This is a genomic window from Paenibacillus sp. FSL L8-0436 (assembly GCF_038593025.1).
In the GTDB taxonomy this organism is placed as follows: Bacteria; Bacillota; Bacilli; order Paenibacillales; family Paenibacillaceae; genus Paenibacillus_AQ.
Genome location: NZ_CP151955.1, coordinates 2064120 through 2078728 on the forward strand (window position 1 = coordinate 2064120; position 14609 = coordinate 2078728).

General features: G+C 45.7%; 12 protein-coding genes. 9 read left to right on the forward strand and 3 right to left on the reverse strand.

The window, feature by feature from the left end; translation table 11 throughout:
• Window positions 1-14 precede the first annotated feature (14 nt).
• The 7 genes from NSS79_RS09375 to NSS79_RS09405 all read left to right on the forward strand — a co-directional run bounded on the left by NSS79_RS09375 (window position 15) and on the right by NSS79_RS09405 (window position 9029).
• Window positions 15-350, forward strand: a complete 336-nt coding sequence (locus tag NSS79_RS09375; protein ID WP_342439137.1) for a hypothetical protein — start codon at window positions 15-17, stop codon at window positions 348-350.
• Between the two features lie 143 nt (window positions 351-493).
• Window positions 494-958, forward strand: a complete 465-nt coding sequence (locus NSS79_RS09380; protein WP_342439138.1) for a hypothetical protein — start codon at window positions 494-496, stop codon at window positions 956-958.
• Window positions 959-1072: 114 nt separating this feature from the next.
• Complete coding sequence (locus NSS79_RS09385) at window positions 1073-1819, forward strand: hypothetical protein (protein ID WP_342439139.1); 747 nt, start codon at window positions 1073-1075, stop codon at window positions 1817-1819.
• A gap of 28 nt (window positions 1820-1847) precedes the next feature.
• On the forward strand, window positions 1848-2903 hold the full coding sequence (locus NSS79_RS09390) for a hypothetical protein (protein ID WP_342439140.1): 1056 nt from the start codon (window positions 1848-1850) through the stop codon (window positions 2901-2903).
• Between the two features lie 112 nt (window positions 2904-3015).
• A complete protein-coding gene (gene hsdR, locus NSS79_RS09395) occupies window positions 3016-6267 on the forward strand; it encodes a type I restriction-modification system endonuclease (RefSeq protein WP_342439141.1) in 3252 nt (1083 codons plus the stop codon).
• A 3-nt stretch (window positions 6268-6270) separates the two neighbouring features.
• Window positions 6271-7755, forward strand: coding sequence for an N-6 DNA methylase (locus NSS79_RS09400; RefSeq protein WP_342439142.1), 1485 nt, complete (start codon window positions 6271-6273; stop codon window positions 7753-7755).
• Window positions 7752-9029, forward strand: a complete 1278-nt coding sequence (locus tag NSS79_RS09405; protein WP_342439143.1) for a restriction endonuclease subunit S — start codon at window positions 7752-7754, stop codon at window positions 9027-9029. Before NSS79_RS09400 ends, NSS79_RS09405 begins: the two co-directional genes overlap by 4 nt.
• A gap of 56 nt (window positions 9030-9085) precedes the next feature.
• On the opposite strand, the gene NSS79_RS09410 is transcribed toward NSS79_RS09405, so the two are convergent.
• The 3 genes from NSS79_RS09410 to NSS79_RS09420 all read right to left on the reverse strand — a co-directional run bounded on the left by NSS79_RS09410 (window position 9086) and on the right by NSS79_RS09420 (window position 12631).
• Complete coding sequence (locus tag NSS79_RS09410) at window positions 9086-10015, reverse strand: SpoVR family protein (RefSeq protein WP_342439144.1); 930 nt, start codon at window positions 10013-10015, stop codon at window positions 9086-9088.
• Window positions 10016-10649: 634 nt separating this feature from the next.
• Window positions 10650-11663: a bifunctional glycosyltransferase family 2/GtrA family protein gene (locus NSS79_RS09415; protein WP_342439145.1), complete on the reverse strand. Its 1014-nt coding sequence runs from the start codon at window positions 11661-11663 to the stop codon at window positions 10650-10652.
• The gene (locus NSS79_RS09420; RefSeq protein ID WP_342439146.1) at window positions 11660-12631 is read right to left on the reverse strand and encodes a phosphodiester glycosidase family protein; all 972 of its coding nucleotides are present in this window, start codon (window positions 12629-12631) and stop codon (window positions 11660-11662) included. Before NSS79_RS09420 ends, NSS79_RS09415 begins: the two co-directional genes overlap by 4 nt.
• A 283-nt stretch (window positions 12632-12914) precedes the next feature.
• On the opposite strand from NSS79_RS09420, the gene NSS79_RS09425 reads away from it, so the two are divergent.
• On the forward strand, window positions 12915-13643 hold the full coding sequence (locus tag NSS79_RS09425; RefSeq protein ID WP_342439147.1) for a response regulator transcription factor: 729 nt from the start codon (window positions 12915-12917) through the stop codon (window positions 13641-13643).
• On the forward strand, window positions 13640-14575 hold the full coding sequence (locus NSS79_RS09430) for a sensor histidine kinase (RefSeq protein ID WP_340893707.1): 936 nt from the start codon (window positions 13640-13642) through the stop codon (window positions 14573-14575). The genes NSS79_RS09425 and NSS79_RS09430 overlap by 4 nt, the downstream gene beginning before the upstream one ends.
• The last annotated feature ends 34 nt before the right edge of the window (window positions 14576-14609 follow it).

Below are 14609 nucleotides of genomic sequence, written 5' to 3' on the forward strand. Positions count from 1 at the left end.
AGGTGGAGTAGTTTATGCATTTTAAACTCATAGATATGGATGGAGTGCCTGTAATTTCTTTACCACCAGGTTATGATTTGTTAGAAGCTTTTATCGGGACGAATCTTCAAGGTAAAACTGAAAAGGGAAAGTGGATCATTGATTCCGTTCACGAAATATTGAGCAATGATGTGACCAACATAACCCTTTCTACTGTTAAGTATCATGTTGTTGAGCTAAGCAAAACAAAAGCGAGAATAATAGATCCATATTCCGATGACGGAGATTATTGTGAGCTGCCATTAGATGCCTTTGAGAGTGTAATTATTAACTGGCTTCAGCAAAAGGATAAATACTACGGATTAAATTAATGGGCAAATCAGCTATAAAATAGGAACCCCACCTTGAGTAGGTTTAATGAAACAATTCACTTGAATGCTTTTTGAAACCAAAGGAATAGACTCTAATGGGATAATGGAAATATCATTAACAACAAGTAAGGGGATGAATGGTTATGTGGCTGTGGGTAATCATCGGAATCGGAGCAGTTATTGCATTTATTATGGTTACTACAAACAACAGGATCAAAGCAAAGGATGAACGCAAATTTCAAATGCACTTAAGGAGTGTTGTATATGATTTAAGGCGGTTCCTGGAAATCCAAAATAAATTAATTACTAACAAAGTCATTAATCTAAAAAAGTATAATTATCTCATTGAAGTAACGGATTATGAAAAATATATTACCCAGGCAGGGGCAGAGGTATATGTGCACGCGGTGCTTTTGGAGAAACTGATGGTGGAACGCTGGTCTTCTTCTATTAGTAAAGATAACAAAGAAATAAAGCAGATACGTGAAAAATTGTTTGGTGATAACGCGTGGAAGATGGAACTGGATGAGGATGATTTTGTCCTCCTTATGGTATTAGGACGAGATGAGGATGCATCGGTGGCATTTACTGAAGTCTGGAATTTGTGATAAGTAGGAATATTCTTAAGTTTTGTGTTACATATTCATGCATGAACTCATTAAACTGAACCTTAACAGATCCATAAAATTAGCCTAACCATAGCAGTTCTGAGGAGATGCAATATGGAAATAAAAAATCGACTTGGATTAAATATTTCTAATTTGACGGACTGGTTTCAACATGCTCCTCCAGCAAAAGGTGAAGCACATTGGGTAGATGGTAGAAGTGCGAAGGAACTTGCAAAGGCATGGACCCAATCAGGTGCTCCTACAGTTCCTAAGGAGTTGGAACGGTTATTAGACTCGCATCAAGATATTAAGGGTTTTATTGCCGAGTTAGCCATACCAGAGTGTGAAACTAAATTGGACGCCTTCAACGGCAGTGGGCGTAAACACGATTTGATTGTATATGGAAAAACATCTGATAATAAAATATTAATTTCTATTGAAGCGAAAGCTGACGAATCATTCGGAGAGGTTATCTCTAATCTGATCAAAAGGTATTCAACTAATCCAAGAACAAAAGTACCAGAACGAATAAAACAGTTAGGTCTTTCTATTTTTGGAGATAAGGAGTTTGGACATATCCGTTATCAGTTGCTTCATGCTGTCGCTGGAACATTAATAGAAGCCCATATAAACAACTGCGTTCAGGCAGTGTTTGTTGTTCATGAGTTCGTACCATCGGGAATACATTCGAAAAAATCGAAACAAAACAATGAAGATTTGCAGACATTTGTTGAGCTTCTTACGGGAACACCACTAATTGAAGGGCAACTCCTTGGACCAATCAAAATAATTGGTGGTACTAATATTCCAAGCAACACTCCATTGTATATTGGAAAAATTGAATCAGCCATAGAAATTTAATATCAAAATAACAGAGAGGACTGATTCAATGAAAATAGAAATCGGAGAATCCTTGATGCTCTCATGGCTGAGACATGCAAAGAATTGTCAGCTTGTTCAGTTGAACTGGAAGCCATCGGTGAAGTCGTGGGAAATTCATAACGAAGCTGTCGTCGAAAGTATGATGAAAGATTCAGACCTATATTTTAAAGAGAAATACAGCCTTGATTTGTTTAAGCAAAACAGTTCATTCTCTCAACTACTCCAACAGGCGGAGATTGATGCTTTGGGTATGGAAGTTGGAGGGGAGAATGGTGTTCAAAACATATATGGTATTGATGTAGCTTTTCATGAGAATGGCTTGAATTACGGCTCCAAGGAAGAAACGATATCCAGAGTGCTGAAGAAAATGATTCGCACTGCTATGGCGATTCATGGGTATTTCAATTTGAATGCTGGAAATATTATATTTGCTGCTCCAAAAATATATGGTGCAATACGTGAACCGCTGCAACTCTACATAGCCGAACTCCAGGAGCTGTTCCATGCAAAAGGTTTAGATTTTCGTTTTGAGCTTCTTTGCAATGAAGACTTCAAGGAGAAAATCTTCAATGTGGTTACAGCCTTATCCAATTCTGTGTCTGATACTTCGGAGCTGTTTATGCGAAGTATACAAATGTATAATCTTTTTGCAGATGATAAGCAGCCAGTAGGCCTACCGAAATCGCCAGTAAAAGTAAAGAAATTACCTGCTGATTTTAAAGGATCTGAGGAAATAAAAATTGGTGCTTTGGTCAGATCCAGTTTTGAGCGACTGATTGCAGATGATCTATTAACAGAGCGCGAAGTTGAGCGATTGGAGCGACTGGACTACGCCAAGAGGACATTTAATATCACTTATCCTGTATTGAAAAAAGTCGACCCTACCCTATCTTTAATCGAACAACGAAATATTAACGGACGGCCGAGATTCTACAGTGATCCATATTCGATCTATGGTTATGATTATCTATTATGTAATCATTGGGTGGAGAACCTCAGCAGAAGTTATTTCGATGCATGGCTAAGACGTATAGATGAAACAAATGTAGGGGACTCAATTTGAGTCCTCATTTTTTTATACTCTCCTTGTATTTAGACATGTTATTATGAACTTAGGAATATTTTCCTATGAATCATTTTACATTTTAAGAATAAATCATCCAGAGGTGAATGGAATGAGTAACAGCAATTTCACTTTCTTGTCGAACCATTGGAATATTCTATCCAATTTGGCCGAAATGGCGGAGCGGAACGTTTATATTGACCCTAACACTTCTCTTATCAAGCTCCGTATGTTCGGGGAGACATTAACGAAATACATATGTGCTTTTGAAGAAATGCAGTTACCAGATAGAGCGACTCAGGATGATAGACTCAGGATTTTGAAGCAAGAAGATCTCCTGACAGAAGAACTTCTTGATATTCTCCATGCTATTCGTAAGATTGGGAATAAAGCCAATCACGAAGAAGGGATTTACGGAACGACCGAGGAAGCCCAAGCATTGCTCAACATGGCCTTTCGCTTATCCGTTTGGTTTATGCAGGTGTACGGTGAGTGGGACTTCATAGCGCCTGAGTATGTTGAACCTTCTGAAGTGGAGGATTCACAAAATCAAGAGCAGCTTGTGATGCTGGCCGCTTCCTATGATGCCAAGGTACAGCAGTTGGAACAGGAATTGTTAAAACTTACTCAGCAGCAGGATACCAAAACCCCTGACGAGAAGCAGAAACGCCATACGAAGGCCAGACAGTTAGGCAGTGCTCTTAAGCTTACTGAAGCCCAGACCCGAATCATTATTGACGAGAAGCTCGTTCAGGCTGGCTGGGAGGCAGATACATTACAACTGCGTTTTAGCGCAGGTACCCGCCCTGAAAAAGGCAGGTACCTGGCTATAGCCGAATGGCCTCTGAAAAATGGGTTTGCGGACTATGCTCTTTTTTATGGAATGGAATTGATCGGTATTGTTGAGGCTAAACGTCAGAGCAAGGATGTTCAAGCCGACATTGAACAGGCGAAGAAATATGCCTCTTATGTAGTTAAGCACGGTGAAGAAATCATTCATGGACCCTGGGGAAATTATCAGGTGCCGTTTTTGTTTGCAACGAATGGGCGTCCCTATTTAAAGCAGCTTGAACACAAATCTGGAATATGGTTTCTGGATGCACGCAAGTCTACGAACCATGCCAGAGTGCTACAAACGTGGTATTCACCTGAAGGTTTAAAAGCTCTTTTACAGCAGGACATTGATAAGGCGACAAAGGATCTCCGTGATGAATCACTGGATTACCTGCATCTGCGTGAGTATCAAGAGAATGCGATTTTGTCAGTGGAACATGCGATAGAAGCAGGACAGCGCAGAATTCTGGTAGCCATGGCAACAGGTACAGGCAAGACAAGAATGGCTATCGGGTTAATTTATCGTTTGATCAAACATAATCGTTTTAAAAGAATTCTATTCCTCGTGGACCGTTCAGCATTAGGCCGTCAGGCTGAGGCGGCGTTTAAGGATTCCAAGCTGGAGAGCTATCATTCGTTTACCGAGATTTTTGAGCTTCAGACGCTGGATGCCAAGAAACCGAATGTGGAAACGAAGGTTCAGATTGCTACCGTTCAAGGTATGGTGAAGCGGCTGTTTTATAGTGAGGATGATAAGGGCATTCCTTCTGTAGATCAGTATGATTGCATCATCGTGGATGAGGCTCACCGTGGTTACACGCTAGATAAGGAAATGACTGAGATCGAGCTGGAGTTTCGTGATCATGCCGATTATGTGAGCAAGTATCGGAAGGTACTGGATTATTTTGACGCTGTGCGAATCGGGCTTACGGCTACCCCAGCTCTTCATACGGTTGAGATTTTTGACAAAGCAATCTTTAACTACTCCTACCGTGAAGCTGTGATTGACGGCTATCTGATCGACCATGAGCCGCCTGTTCAGTTTGAAACAGAACTGAAGAAGAACGGCATCAAGTGGCAGATTGGTGAGGAAGTAGCGGTATATAATGTGGACCTGGGAACCGTGGAGAAAGAAATGCTGGAAGATGAGGTCAACCTCGAAGTAACCCAGTTCAACAAGACGGTGATCACGGAGAATTTCAATCGTGTGGTGCTGGAGGCGCTCACTGAATATATCGACCCTGAAGCGGATGGAAAGACCTTGATTTTTGCGGCAACGGATGATCATGCGGATATGGTGGTTCGGATCTTTAAGGAAGAATTGGAGAAGGTTTACGGGCCAGTAGATGATGGAGCGATTCTAAAAATCACAGGTTCAATTAAAGATCCGCTGCATGCCATTAAGCTCTTCAAAAATGAACGGCTGCCGAACATTGTGGTCACTGTGGATCTGCTTACAACGGGGATCGATATCCCGAGTATCTCCCATGTGGTCTTCCTGCGGCGGGTCCGCTCTCGTATCCTGTATGAACAAATGCTGGGACGGGCTACCCGCCGCTGTGATGAGATCGATAAGGATCATTTTATGATCTATGATGCCGTCGGGATCTATGAATCGCTCAAGCCCTATACAGACATGAAACCTGTTGTGACTAGACCTCAGGTCAGCCTGGATCTCCTGGTCGATGAGCTGAAGCAGATGAAGAGTGAGCATCACATCAAGTCGCATCAGGAAGAGATTGTGGCTAAGATGCAGCGGAAGAAGCAGAGCTGGACGCTTCAGGATCATGAAGATTTCAAAGCTTTATCCGATGGGCAGAATATTGATGAGTTTATTGATGAGGTGAAGAAGGCAAGTACTGAGCAGGTAAGTGAAGCTTTGCTGAGCAAGCCGCAATTGCTTCAGTTTATCGAAGAGAACAGAGGGCGGCACAATCGTCAGTTCATCTCGGATCACAAGGATAAGCTGGTCGGAGTTACACGCGGTTATGGAGATGCCAATAAACCTGAGGATTATTTGGAAGGTTTTAATGGTTTTATCCGTGAGAACCTCAACCTGATTCCAGCACTGAATATTATCTGCACCCGCCCGAATGATCTGACCCGTGAAGAGCTGCGGAAGCTTCGTGTGGCGCTAGATCAGAAAGGTTTTACCGAGAAAAATCTACAAACCGCTTGGCGTGATGTGAAGCAGCAGGACATTGCCGCAGATATTATCAGTTTTATCCGTCAACAGGCACTCGGTGATCCACTCATCAGCCATGAAGAACGGATCGAGAATGCCATGAAGAAGATTTATGAGATGCGAGTATGGCCGAAGGTGCAGAAAGATTGGCTGAAACGGATAGAGAAGCAGTTGCTGCAAGAATCGGTGTTAGACCCGAATCCTGAAAAAGCATTCGATGTGGAACCTTTCCGCAGCAAAGGTGGCTATAAGCAGTTAAATAAAATTTTTGATGGTCAATTGGACGCGATTGTTGCTACAATAAATGTTGCGTTATATCCAACCAGACAGAAGGAGCAAGCTTAAACCATGAGGAATCAGGAAATTGTACAAAAGCTTTGGAACCTGTGTAATGTACTGCGTGATGATGGCATCACGTATCACCAATATGTAACGGAACTTACTTATCTGCTGTTTCTTAAAATGATGAAGGAAACAGAGAATGAGGGGATCATTCCTGAACAATATCGCTGGGATTCATTAGAGGAACGGCATGGAATGGACCTAACTAACCATTACCGCCAACTACTGCTTGATCTTGGTAAAGACGGTCACGAGATCATTAAGCAGATTTATATGAATGCCAGTTCCAACATTGATGAACCCAAGAATCTGGAGAAAATCGTGCGTTCGCTTGATCAACTTGATTGGTATTCTGCCAAGGAGGAAGGTCTGGGAGATCTTTACGAGGGACTGCTGGAGAAGAACGCGAGTGAAACCAAATCAGGGGCGGGCCAATATTTCACCCCGCGTCCATTGATTGATATGATCGTAAAGCTCGTTGACCCGAAACCAGGCGAGCGTTGTAATGACCCTGCCGCAGGCACGTTTGGATTTATGATTGCAGCGGATAGCTATATTCGGAGTAAGACAGATGAATATTTTGAGTTGAGTCAAAAAGAAGCTGAGTTCCAAAGAAACGAAGCTTTCACAGGGGTTGAGCTAGTTAAAGATACACATCGCTTGGCGATGATGAATGCAATGCTTCATGACCTTCATGGGGATATAATGCTTGGAGATACGCTCTCTGACCTTGGAAAAAGCTTGAAGAATTACGATGTGATATTGACTAATCCACCGTTTGGTACCAAACAAGGTGGAGAAGGCCTAACTCGTGATGACTTAACTTTTACGACTTCCAATAAGCAATTGAACTTTTTGCAGCATATTTATCGGGCGCTAAAGGCGAACGGAAAGGCCCGCGCAGCGGTTGTTCTTCCTGACAATGTTTTGTTTGAAGGTGGAGTAGGTGCGAAGATTCGCGCAGACTTGATGGACAAGTGTAATTTGCACACTATTCTGCGGCTGCCTACGGGGATTTTCTACGCTCAAGGGGTGAAGACGAATGTTCTGTTCTTCACACGAGAGAAGATGGATAAGGATAGTACAAAGGACGTTTGGGTATATGACCTGCGGACGAATATGCCGAGTTTCGGGAAGCGGACCCCGCTGACTACTGCGCATTTTGATGCGTTTGTGGAGGCTTATACGGCTGAGGATCGGAGCAGTGTGCAGGACGAAAGATTTAATGTGTTTACTCGCGAGGACATCCGCAAGAAGGACGACAGTTTGGATATTGGTCTGATCGCGGATGAGTCATTGTCAGCTTATGATAATCTGCCTGATCCGATTGATTCAGCGGAAGAAGCAATTGCGAAGCTGGATGAAGCAATGACATTGCTTCTTGAGGTTGTTGCAGAGCTTAAGGCGGTTGAAAACAAGCCAGAGTATGCTGCTGAAGAACGCCAGGAGCTGCTTCAGGTTGCGGAAGCACGTGGAGAGTATAAGGTATGAGTAAGAATAAAGGAAAGACAGCAGAGGAATTGCTGCAAGAGGCACTGGTACCTGAGGAGGAGCAGCCTTATTCAATTCCTGAGAATTGGGTGTGGGTGAAACTGGGGTTTTTAATAACTGTGAAATCTGGCGAAGCACTTACAAAAAAACAAATGATTGATGGGCCCTATCCTGTATATGGTGGTAATGGAGTAAATGGATTTCATAAAGAAAATAATATTTCCGAAACAAGTATAATTGTCGGAAGAGTAGGGTTCAATTGTGGAAGTGTGCATTTATCAGAGAACTATGCCTGGGTAACAGACAATGCTTTTATTGTGAACTTCGATAAAAACAAATTAAATATAAATTATTTATACTGGTTACTAAAAAATCTAAATCTTGGTCAATATAGCAACTCTACTGCTCAACCTGTTATATCGGGAAAAACTATATATCCAATAAAATTCCCGCTTCCACCGTTGAACGAACAAGAAAGAATTGCTATCAAAGTTGAAGAACTCTTGAATAAAATCAATCAAGCCAAACAACTAATCAAAGAAGCTCAAGAAACTTTTGAACTTCGTCGAGCGGCAATTTTGGATAAGGCTTTTCGTGGGGAACTAACAAAGAATTGGCGAGAGCAGCATGGGATAGGAATAGATAGTTGGGTGAAAAGTACCCTTCAGGAACATATATCATATTTGGGTGATGGAATTCATGGTACGCCCAAATATTCAGATACAGGGGACTTTTATTTTATTAATGGAAATAACTTTGATGGGTTTTCAATAGTTTTAAAGCCAGATACTAAAAGGGTGAACGAGGAAGAGTATAAGAAACATAAAAAAAACTTATCTAATCAGACAGTTTTTGTATCAATTAATGGCACTCTTGGGAAAACAGCTTTATATAATGATGAACCTGTGATTTTAGGTAAAAGTGCGTGTTACTTTAATGTACTTGACACATTAGATAAACACTTTACTAGATACTATTTAGAAACCCAAGAGTTTAAAGACTACGCTAATTTAATGGCTACAGGCAGTACGATTAAAAATCTTTCGCTTAAAGCAATGAGAACCCTCCCATTGCAGATCCCCTCACTTTCCGAGCAGCAAGAAATTGTCCGCATATTAGACAATTTATTTGCCAAAGAACAAAATGCAAAGGAAATGTGTGATGTTATTAATAATATTGAGCTGATGACAAATCAAGTTCTTGCCATTGCTTTTAAGGGTAACTTGGGCACAAATAACCCTGCAGAGGATGGTATAGTTGTGAAATTAGAATGAACTGGGATAACTCATTCAAATTCTTCCCACTGCATGGCTGGCACCTCAAGACAGCTTTATCCTTTTATTGTATCAGTTAATTGCAAGCAATTAAAAAAGCTCTCCATAAACGATGCTACATCGTTCATGGAGAGCCTTTTTGCGTAAGCACCTTGGCGATACGAAGCCCAGCCTTCGTTCATGATCTTGGTCTCCATCTGCGGCCAGAAATAGAGCATTTCGTCACGCAGCATCGTCATAATGTCGCGCTGCCAGTCCTCCAGCACGGTCGAATACTGCTGGATGAACCAGACGATATCCTTCTCCGGCTCAGGCGGGAAGGCCCGTTTTCCTGCGGTTTCCGCTGCCTGTGGCTCTGCTGAAGCCGGATCCAGATTCCACAGCTCGCTATAAGGACTTGGCGCAGCGGTACCGCCGGCTGGGGCATCCTTGCGTTCCTTCATCTTGGCTTCCAGCAGATGGGTTTTGCCCAGCTTGCGCGGCTGGATCAGACTGGGGTCAATATGCTCCTGTATCGCCAGCACAGAGTCGATGAAGCTCTCCACGGCATCCGTTCCGTAGGTCACCGAGTAGCCGGCAATCCGGTCGGCTGTGGCCGACATACTCTCGACCATATCCCGGTTGGACATGGAGAAACGCATGTTGTTCTTGAAGAAATCGCAATGCGCCAGCACATGCGCGACAATCAGCTTGTTCTGGATCAACGAATTTCCGTCCAGCAGGAAGGCATAACAGGGATTGGAGTTAATGACGAGCTCATAGATTTTGCTTAGTCCGAAATCGTATTGCGATTTCATTTTGTGAAACGTCTTTCCGAAGCTCCAGTGTCCAAATCGGGTAGGCATTCCATAGGCCCCGAACGTGTAAATAATATCGGCAGGACATATTTCATAACGCATCGGGTAAAAATCCAGCCCAAATCCGGTCGCAATCTCCGTGATCTCGGCAATCGCCCGCTCCAGCGCTTTAATCTCATCCCCGGGCATGAATCCATCGCTCCTTCCAGCTTGCTGTGTTTGCTGCAACCTATTCCGGCTAGACCGCAGAGGTTCCGTTAGATCGGTTCTGTTCTTCTTAATGTATATGGGAGGAGGGGAGGGAGTATGATGCCATGAATCGGGAGTTGGATAAATAGAGTTCATGTAAATTGGAGTATGTAATCGAAGAGTCGGATCGTTCGAGTAGGTACCCACAGGCCTTATCATGATGTCACGCTGCCAGTCCCCCGGCATGGTTGAATACTGCTGGATGTGCCAGACGATATCCTTCTCCGGCTCAGGCGGGAAGGCCTGTTTTCCTACGGTTTCCGCTGCCTTTGGCTCTGCTGGAGCATGTTCCTGATTCCATAGCTAGCTATGAGGACTTGGTGCACTTAGGGCTTGAACTTGAATTTAGATCTGAAACCCACCAAAAGGGAAAGTGACGGAGGGGAAGTTTGGAACTGGAGGAGCGAACGCGTCCGCCTTTATGGACCAATTTCTACCGCGATCAGCGGTTTGAAATCAGGAAATTGGTCCATAACAGCGGCCGGAAGTCCAAACATTCCCCGCAGTCACGGCCAAACCCGAAAGGTATAGCCTTAAAGTCTTAAAGTCTTACAGCCTCTTAATTCTTCATGCCTCAGTACACAAACCTTCGCTGCGCCCAGTAGCTGAACAGGAAGATCGAAACCTCGGTCAGCAGCTTGGCGGCGACAAGCGGGATGATCAGCTTTTCATTGTAGAAATAGAGCAGCCCGTAATTGAACAGCAGCACGAGAATGACCAGCGCGAAGTATTTGGGTAGCGACTCCTGGAGCCTGGACGCCTTGCCACCGGTGAACACATATTTCCGGTTCATGGAATAGTTGAAGATGGAGCTGCACAATCTCGCGGCGGCGACTGACAGGAACAGATTGTGGCTGAGACTCTGGAACAGGAACAACAGCGTGAAGTCGAGCAGGGCCGACAGCAGCGATGAAGTGCTGAACATTAGAATTGGCAGATAAATCCGGAAGGAATCCACCAGAGGCCGGAAATGAGATGATTTATTATCTTCCAGATACACGGTATCAATATATTCCTCGGTAAGGCTATACCCCTCTCTATGGGCAGTCAGCAGCATGTTCATTTCATATTCAAACCGTTCCCCGGGAATCTGGCACAGCCAGTCAAGCATCGGGAAGGAGAAGCCGCGCAGGCCGGTTTGTGTATCATAGATTTTGGTGCCTGTAGTGAGGGAAAAGACTGCCCGTGTCACCGAGTTGCCGAAACGGCTGCGCAGGGGAATGGTCCCGCTGAACCGGCGGCTGCCCAGCACAATTCCGGGCGTGGTCTGGTTCTGGAGCACCTCGACAATCCGTTTAATGTCATGAGGCAGATGCTGTCCGTCACTATCCGCGCAGACTACATAGCCGGACAGTCCGGTCTCCTGGATATACCGGAAGCCTGTCTTCAGCGCGCGTCCTTTTCCCAGGTTGGTCTCATGCGTCAGGACGGTGCAGCCGAAGGCTTCGGCCATGTCGAAGATTCCGCGGTAAGCCGGGCCGCTCCCGTCATCTACAAGGACGATCGGTCCAAGCTGATACTCTTGCAGCTGCACAATTAATTCCAGCAGTCGTTTATCTGGCTCATAGGCCGGAATAAGGATCGTCATGAGGTTACGCCCTCCTTGATATAAAGAATGTCGCTGACCCCGCGTTCCTGATTTTTGCCCAGCGGATTATTCACGACCCGTCCCATGAAATACATCGTGGATGAACCGCCGCCGTCCAGATTGTAGGCTTCGGTGGCTCCGAGATCCGACATCACAGCAGCAAGCTCGGCAAGGGTCATGCCCCGGCTGTAGCCTTCACTGCGCCCGTCCACAACAACGAACACATAATGGTTCGGTGCGATCATGCCAATTGCGGTCCGGGGATTCGCATTCTGGATGGAACGGTTGCCGAAATTGCTGTCGATTTTGACACTGCTGAAATCACTGACGATGTTGCCGTCCTGAATCAGAATCGGCCCGAAGGAGAGGGTATTGGTGGCTCCCTGCGCCAGCAGATCGGACGAAGAAATCTCTTCCTCGTCATACGTCTTCATGGTCCCGTCATCGAACAGCGCCATCGCATCCCGCACCGGATCATCCCGGTACACCGTTCCATTGCGGATAATGACCCCATCCTCGCGGAAGCCATAGTAATCGCCGTTGATTGCAAAGAGCGCATTGTTGCTGGAGGCAATCTCTGAGGTGTCCTCTATGATGTTCGTGCCAAAGCTGCTGTCGGCAAAAGCAGAGCGCAGGCTGCTTGCGTCCTTAAGCACGACATCAGCGACAAAATAAGTGATCTGGTCTGAACCGGACCCGGTCTGTACCTGGTCGATCTGGATCTGGATATCGTCACTGGAATAACTCCAGTCGTCGGAAGTCGCGTTAACCTCGGCTGCAACTGTGGCTGCTGCTGTGCTTACGCCGGCTGTGGCTGTGTCATCCGCTACGACGACTTCGACATGTTCGATCAAGTAACGGTCTGCCAGGCTATAGATCACCGTGCCGAGACTCAGGAGGACCACGATCATCACGATCAGAAGTTTGCGTTTGAAACTCCAGGGTTGTTTTTTTCTTATGTTCATCATTGAACCATCACCTCATCATGTAAGTTGTTAAGGTCATCATACCGGGGTTACCTTTAGTGAAACTGAAATAGTAACCGCACCGGACAATTGGTATACTTTTAACAGAGATCCGGCCATTTCCAGCAATGATAAGGAGGGTAAAGGCTATGAATCCAGTCCGTTGCGGTTATGAATAAACGATGATGCCGATCGGGGGAACCGCTGATTTTTGCTTTTGTATCAAGGAATCTATTGCTATACTTTAACAACAAGACGGTTATTAGAGCTGCTGGGAGGTTCAGTCATGACGCATCGTATACTGCTGGTTGAGGACGATGAAGATATTAGTAGAATGGTGTTTTCTTATTTGGTAAAAGAGGGCTATGAGGTGGAGACTGCATTTGATGGTGAGGCAGCGGAAAAGCTTTTTCATCGCGGCGGCGCCTATGATCTGGTTTTGCTGGATCTGATGCTTCCGAAACGAAGCGGCAACGATGTGCTGCAGACGATTCGGTGGGACAGTCTGGTGCCTGTGCTGATCATGTCGGCTAAGGACAGTGATGTGGACAAGGCGCTGGGCCTTGGCTTCGGCGCGGATGATTATATTACGAAGCCGTTCTCGATGATCGAGCTGGCGGCACGGGTGAAGGCGGCGATCCGGCGGGCAGGATATGCCGCTGCTGGAAGTCCTGTTCAGGAAACAGCTGCCGTTCAGGAGCGCGCCAACACGATAGCACTGCGTGGACTCACCGTCGATCTCGATAATTTCTCGGCGCTGAAGAACGGGGAAGAGGTCAAGCTGACGGCCAAGGAGTTCCAGATTCTTAAGCTGTTCGTGAGCAGCCCCGGCCGGGTGTACACCAAAGCGCAGATTTACAGCGTCGTCTGGGAAGACGATTATTACGGGGATGAGAATGTCATTAATGTACATATGCGCAGACTGCGTGAAAAAATTGAAGATGACCCGTCAAAGCCGGAATACATCAAAACGTTATGGGGCATTGGCTATAAGCTGGGGGATGTGCTGGAATGATCGCTTTTTTGAGTGTGGCTATCCTGCTGCTGCTGCTCGTGATCCTCTGGCAGTACCTGCGTCTGCGGGAGCATTCCCGCCAGCTCGATTATATCCACACCAAACTTACGAGCATTATTGACCGGGGCTCGCACGAAAGGCTGCTTCTGTTCAATAGCAACCCTCATCTGCAAACCCTGCTAACTGATCTCAACCGGCTGCTGGACGTCAATCACAAGGGAGCGGTCGAGCTGGCCAAGCTGGAGAAGTCTATGCGCAGCATGCTGGCGAACATCTCCCATGATCTGAAGACTCCGCTGACGGTAGTGCTCGGCTATATTGAAACGATTCTCCATGACGGGAATATAACGGAAGAGGAGCAGGCGCATATTCTGCGGATGATTCATGCCAAGGCAGAAGAGGTGATCCGGCTGATGAACAGCTTTTTTGATCTGGCCAAGCTGGAGTCCGGGGATAAGCAGATCGCGCTGTCGCGGGTGGAGCTGGGCGAGGTCTGCCGGCGGAACATTCTTTCCTTTTACGATATCCTGAATGCCAAGGGCAGTGAGGTGGAGATTGGGATTCCGGATGAGGCGATGTACATGATGGGCAACGAGGAGGCGCTGGACCGGGTGCTGTCCAATCTGTTGTCTAATGCGATCAATTACGGGGATGCCGGAGGTGTGCTTGGACTCACCCTCTACAGCGCCGGAGACCAGGTGTGCATAGACGTATGGGACCGGGGCAAAGGCGTCACCGAAGGGCATCAGGATAAAGTCTTCGAACGGCTCTACACACTGGAGGATTCCCGCAACCGTGACTATCAGGGGAGCGGCCTTGGGTTGACCATCACCAAACGGTTGACGGAGCAGATGAACGGCAGCATTACCTTACGCAGCAAACCTTACGTCAAAACGGTATTTACGCTTTCTTTTCGCAGGCTGACCTTCTAAAAACTATACTGGTCCGGCGGCTTAACCTGTACTT

What these genes read in the sequence shown, in the direction of transcription:
- NSS79_RS09375 (WP_342439137.1), top strand. Translation starts at nt 15, where the DNA reads ATGCATTTTAAACTCATAGATATGGATGGAGTGCCTGTAATTTCTTTA.
- NSS79_RS09380 (WP_342439138.1), top strand. Translation starts at nt 494, where the DNA reads ATGTGGCTGTGGGTAATCATCGGAATCGGAGCAGTTATTGCATTTATT.
- NSS79_RS09385 (WP_342439139.1), top strand. Translation starts at nt 1,073, where the DNA reads ATGGAAATAAAAAATCGACTTGGATTAAATATTTCTAATTTGACGGAC.
- NSS79_RS09390 (WP_342439140.1), top strand. Translation starts at nt 1,848, where the DNA reads ATGAAAATAGAAATCGGAGAATCCTTGATGCTCTCATGGCTGAGACAT.
- hsdR (WP_342439141.1), top strand. Translation starts at nt 3,016, where the DNA reads ATGAGTAACAGCAATTTCACTTTCTTGTCGAACCATTGGAATATTCTA.
- NSS79_RS09400 (WP_342439142.1), top strand. Translation starts at nt 6,271, where the DNA reads ATGAGGAATCAGGAAATTGTACAAAAGCTTTGGAACCTGTGTAATGTA.
- NSS79_RS09405 (WP_342439143.1), top strand. Translation starts at nt 7,752, where the DNA reads ATGAGTAAGAATAAAGGAAAGACAGCAGAGGAATTGCTGCAAGAGGCA.
- NSS79_RS09410 (WP_342439144.1), bottom strand. Translation starts at nt 10,015, where the DNA reads ATGCCCGGGGATGAGATTAAAGCGCTGGAGCGGGCGATTGCCGAGATC.
- NSS79_RS09415 (WP_342439145.1), bottom strand. Translation starts at nt 11,663, where the DNA reads ATGACGATCCTTATTCCGGCCTATGAGCCAGATAAACGACTGCTGGAA.
- NSS79_RS09420 (WP_342439146.1), bottom strand. Translation starts at nt 12,631, where the DNA reads ATGATGAACATAAGAAAAAAACAACCCTGGAGTTTCAAACGCAAACTT.
- NSS79_RS09425 (WP_342439147.1), top strand. Translation starts at nt 12,915, where the DNA reads ATGACGCATCGTATACTGCTGGTTGAGGACGATGAAGATATTAGTAGA.
- NSS79_RS09430 (WP_340893707.1), top strand. Translation starts at nt 13,640, where the DNA reads ATGATCGCTTTTTTGAGTGTGGCTATCCTGCTGCTGCTGCTCGTGATC.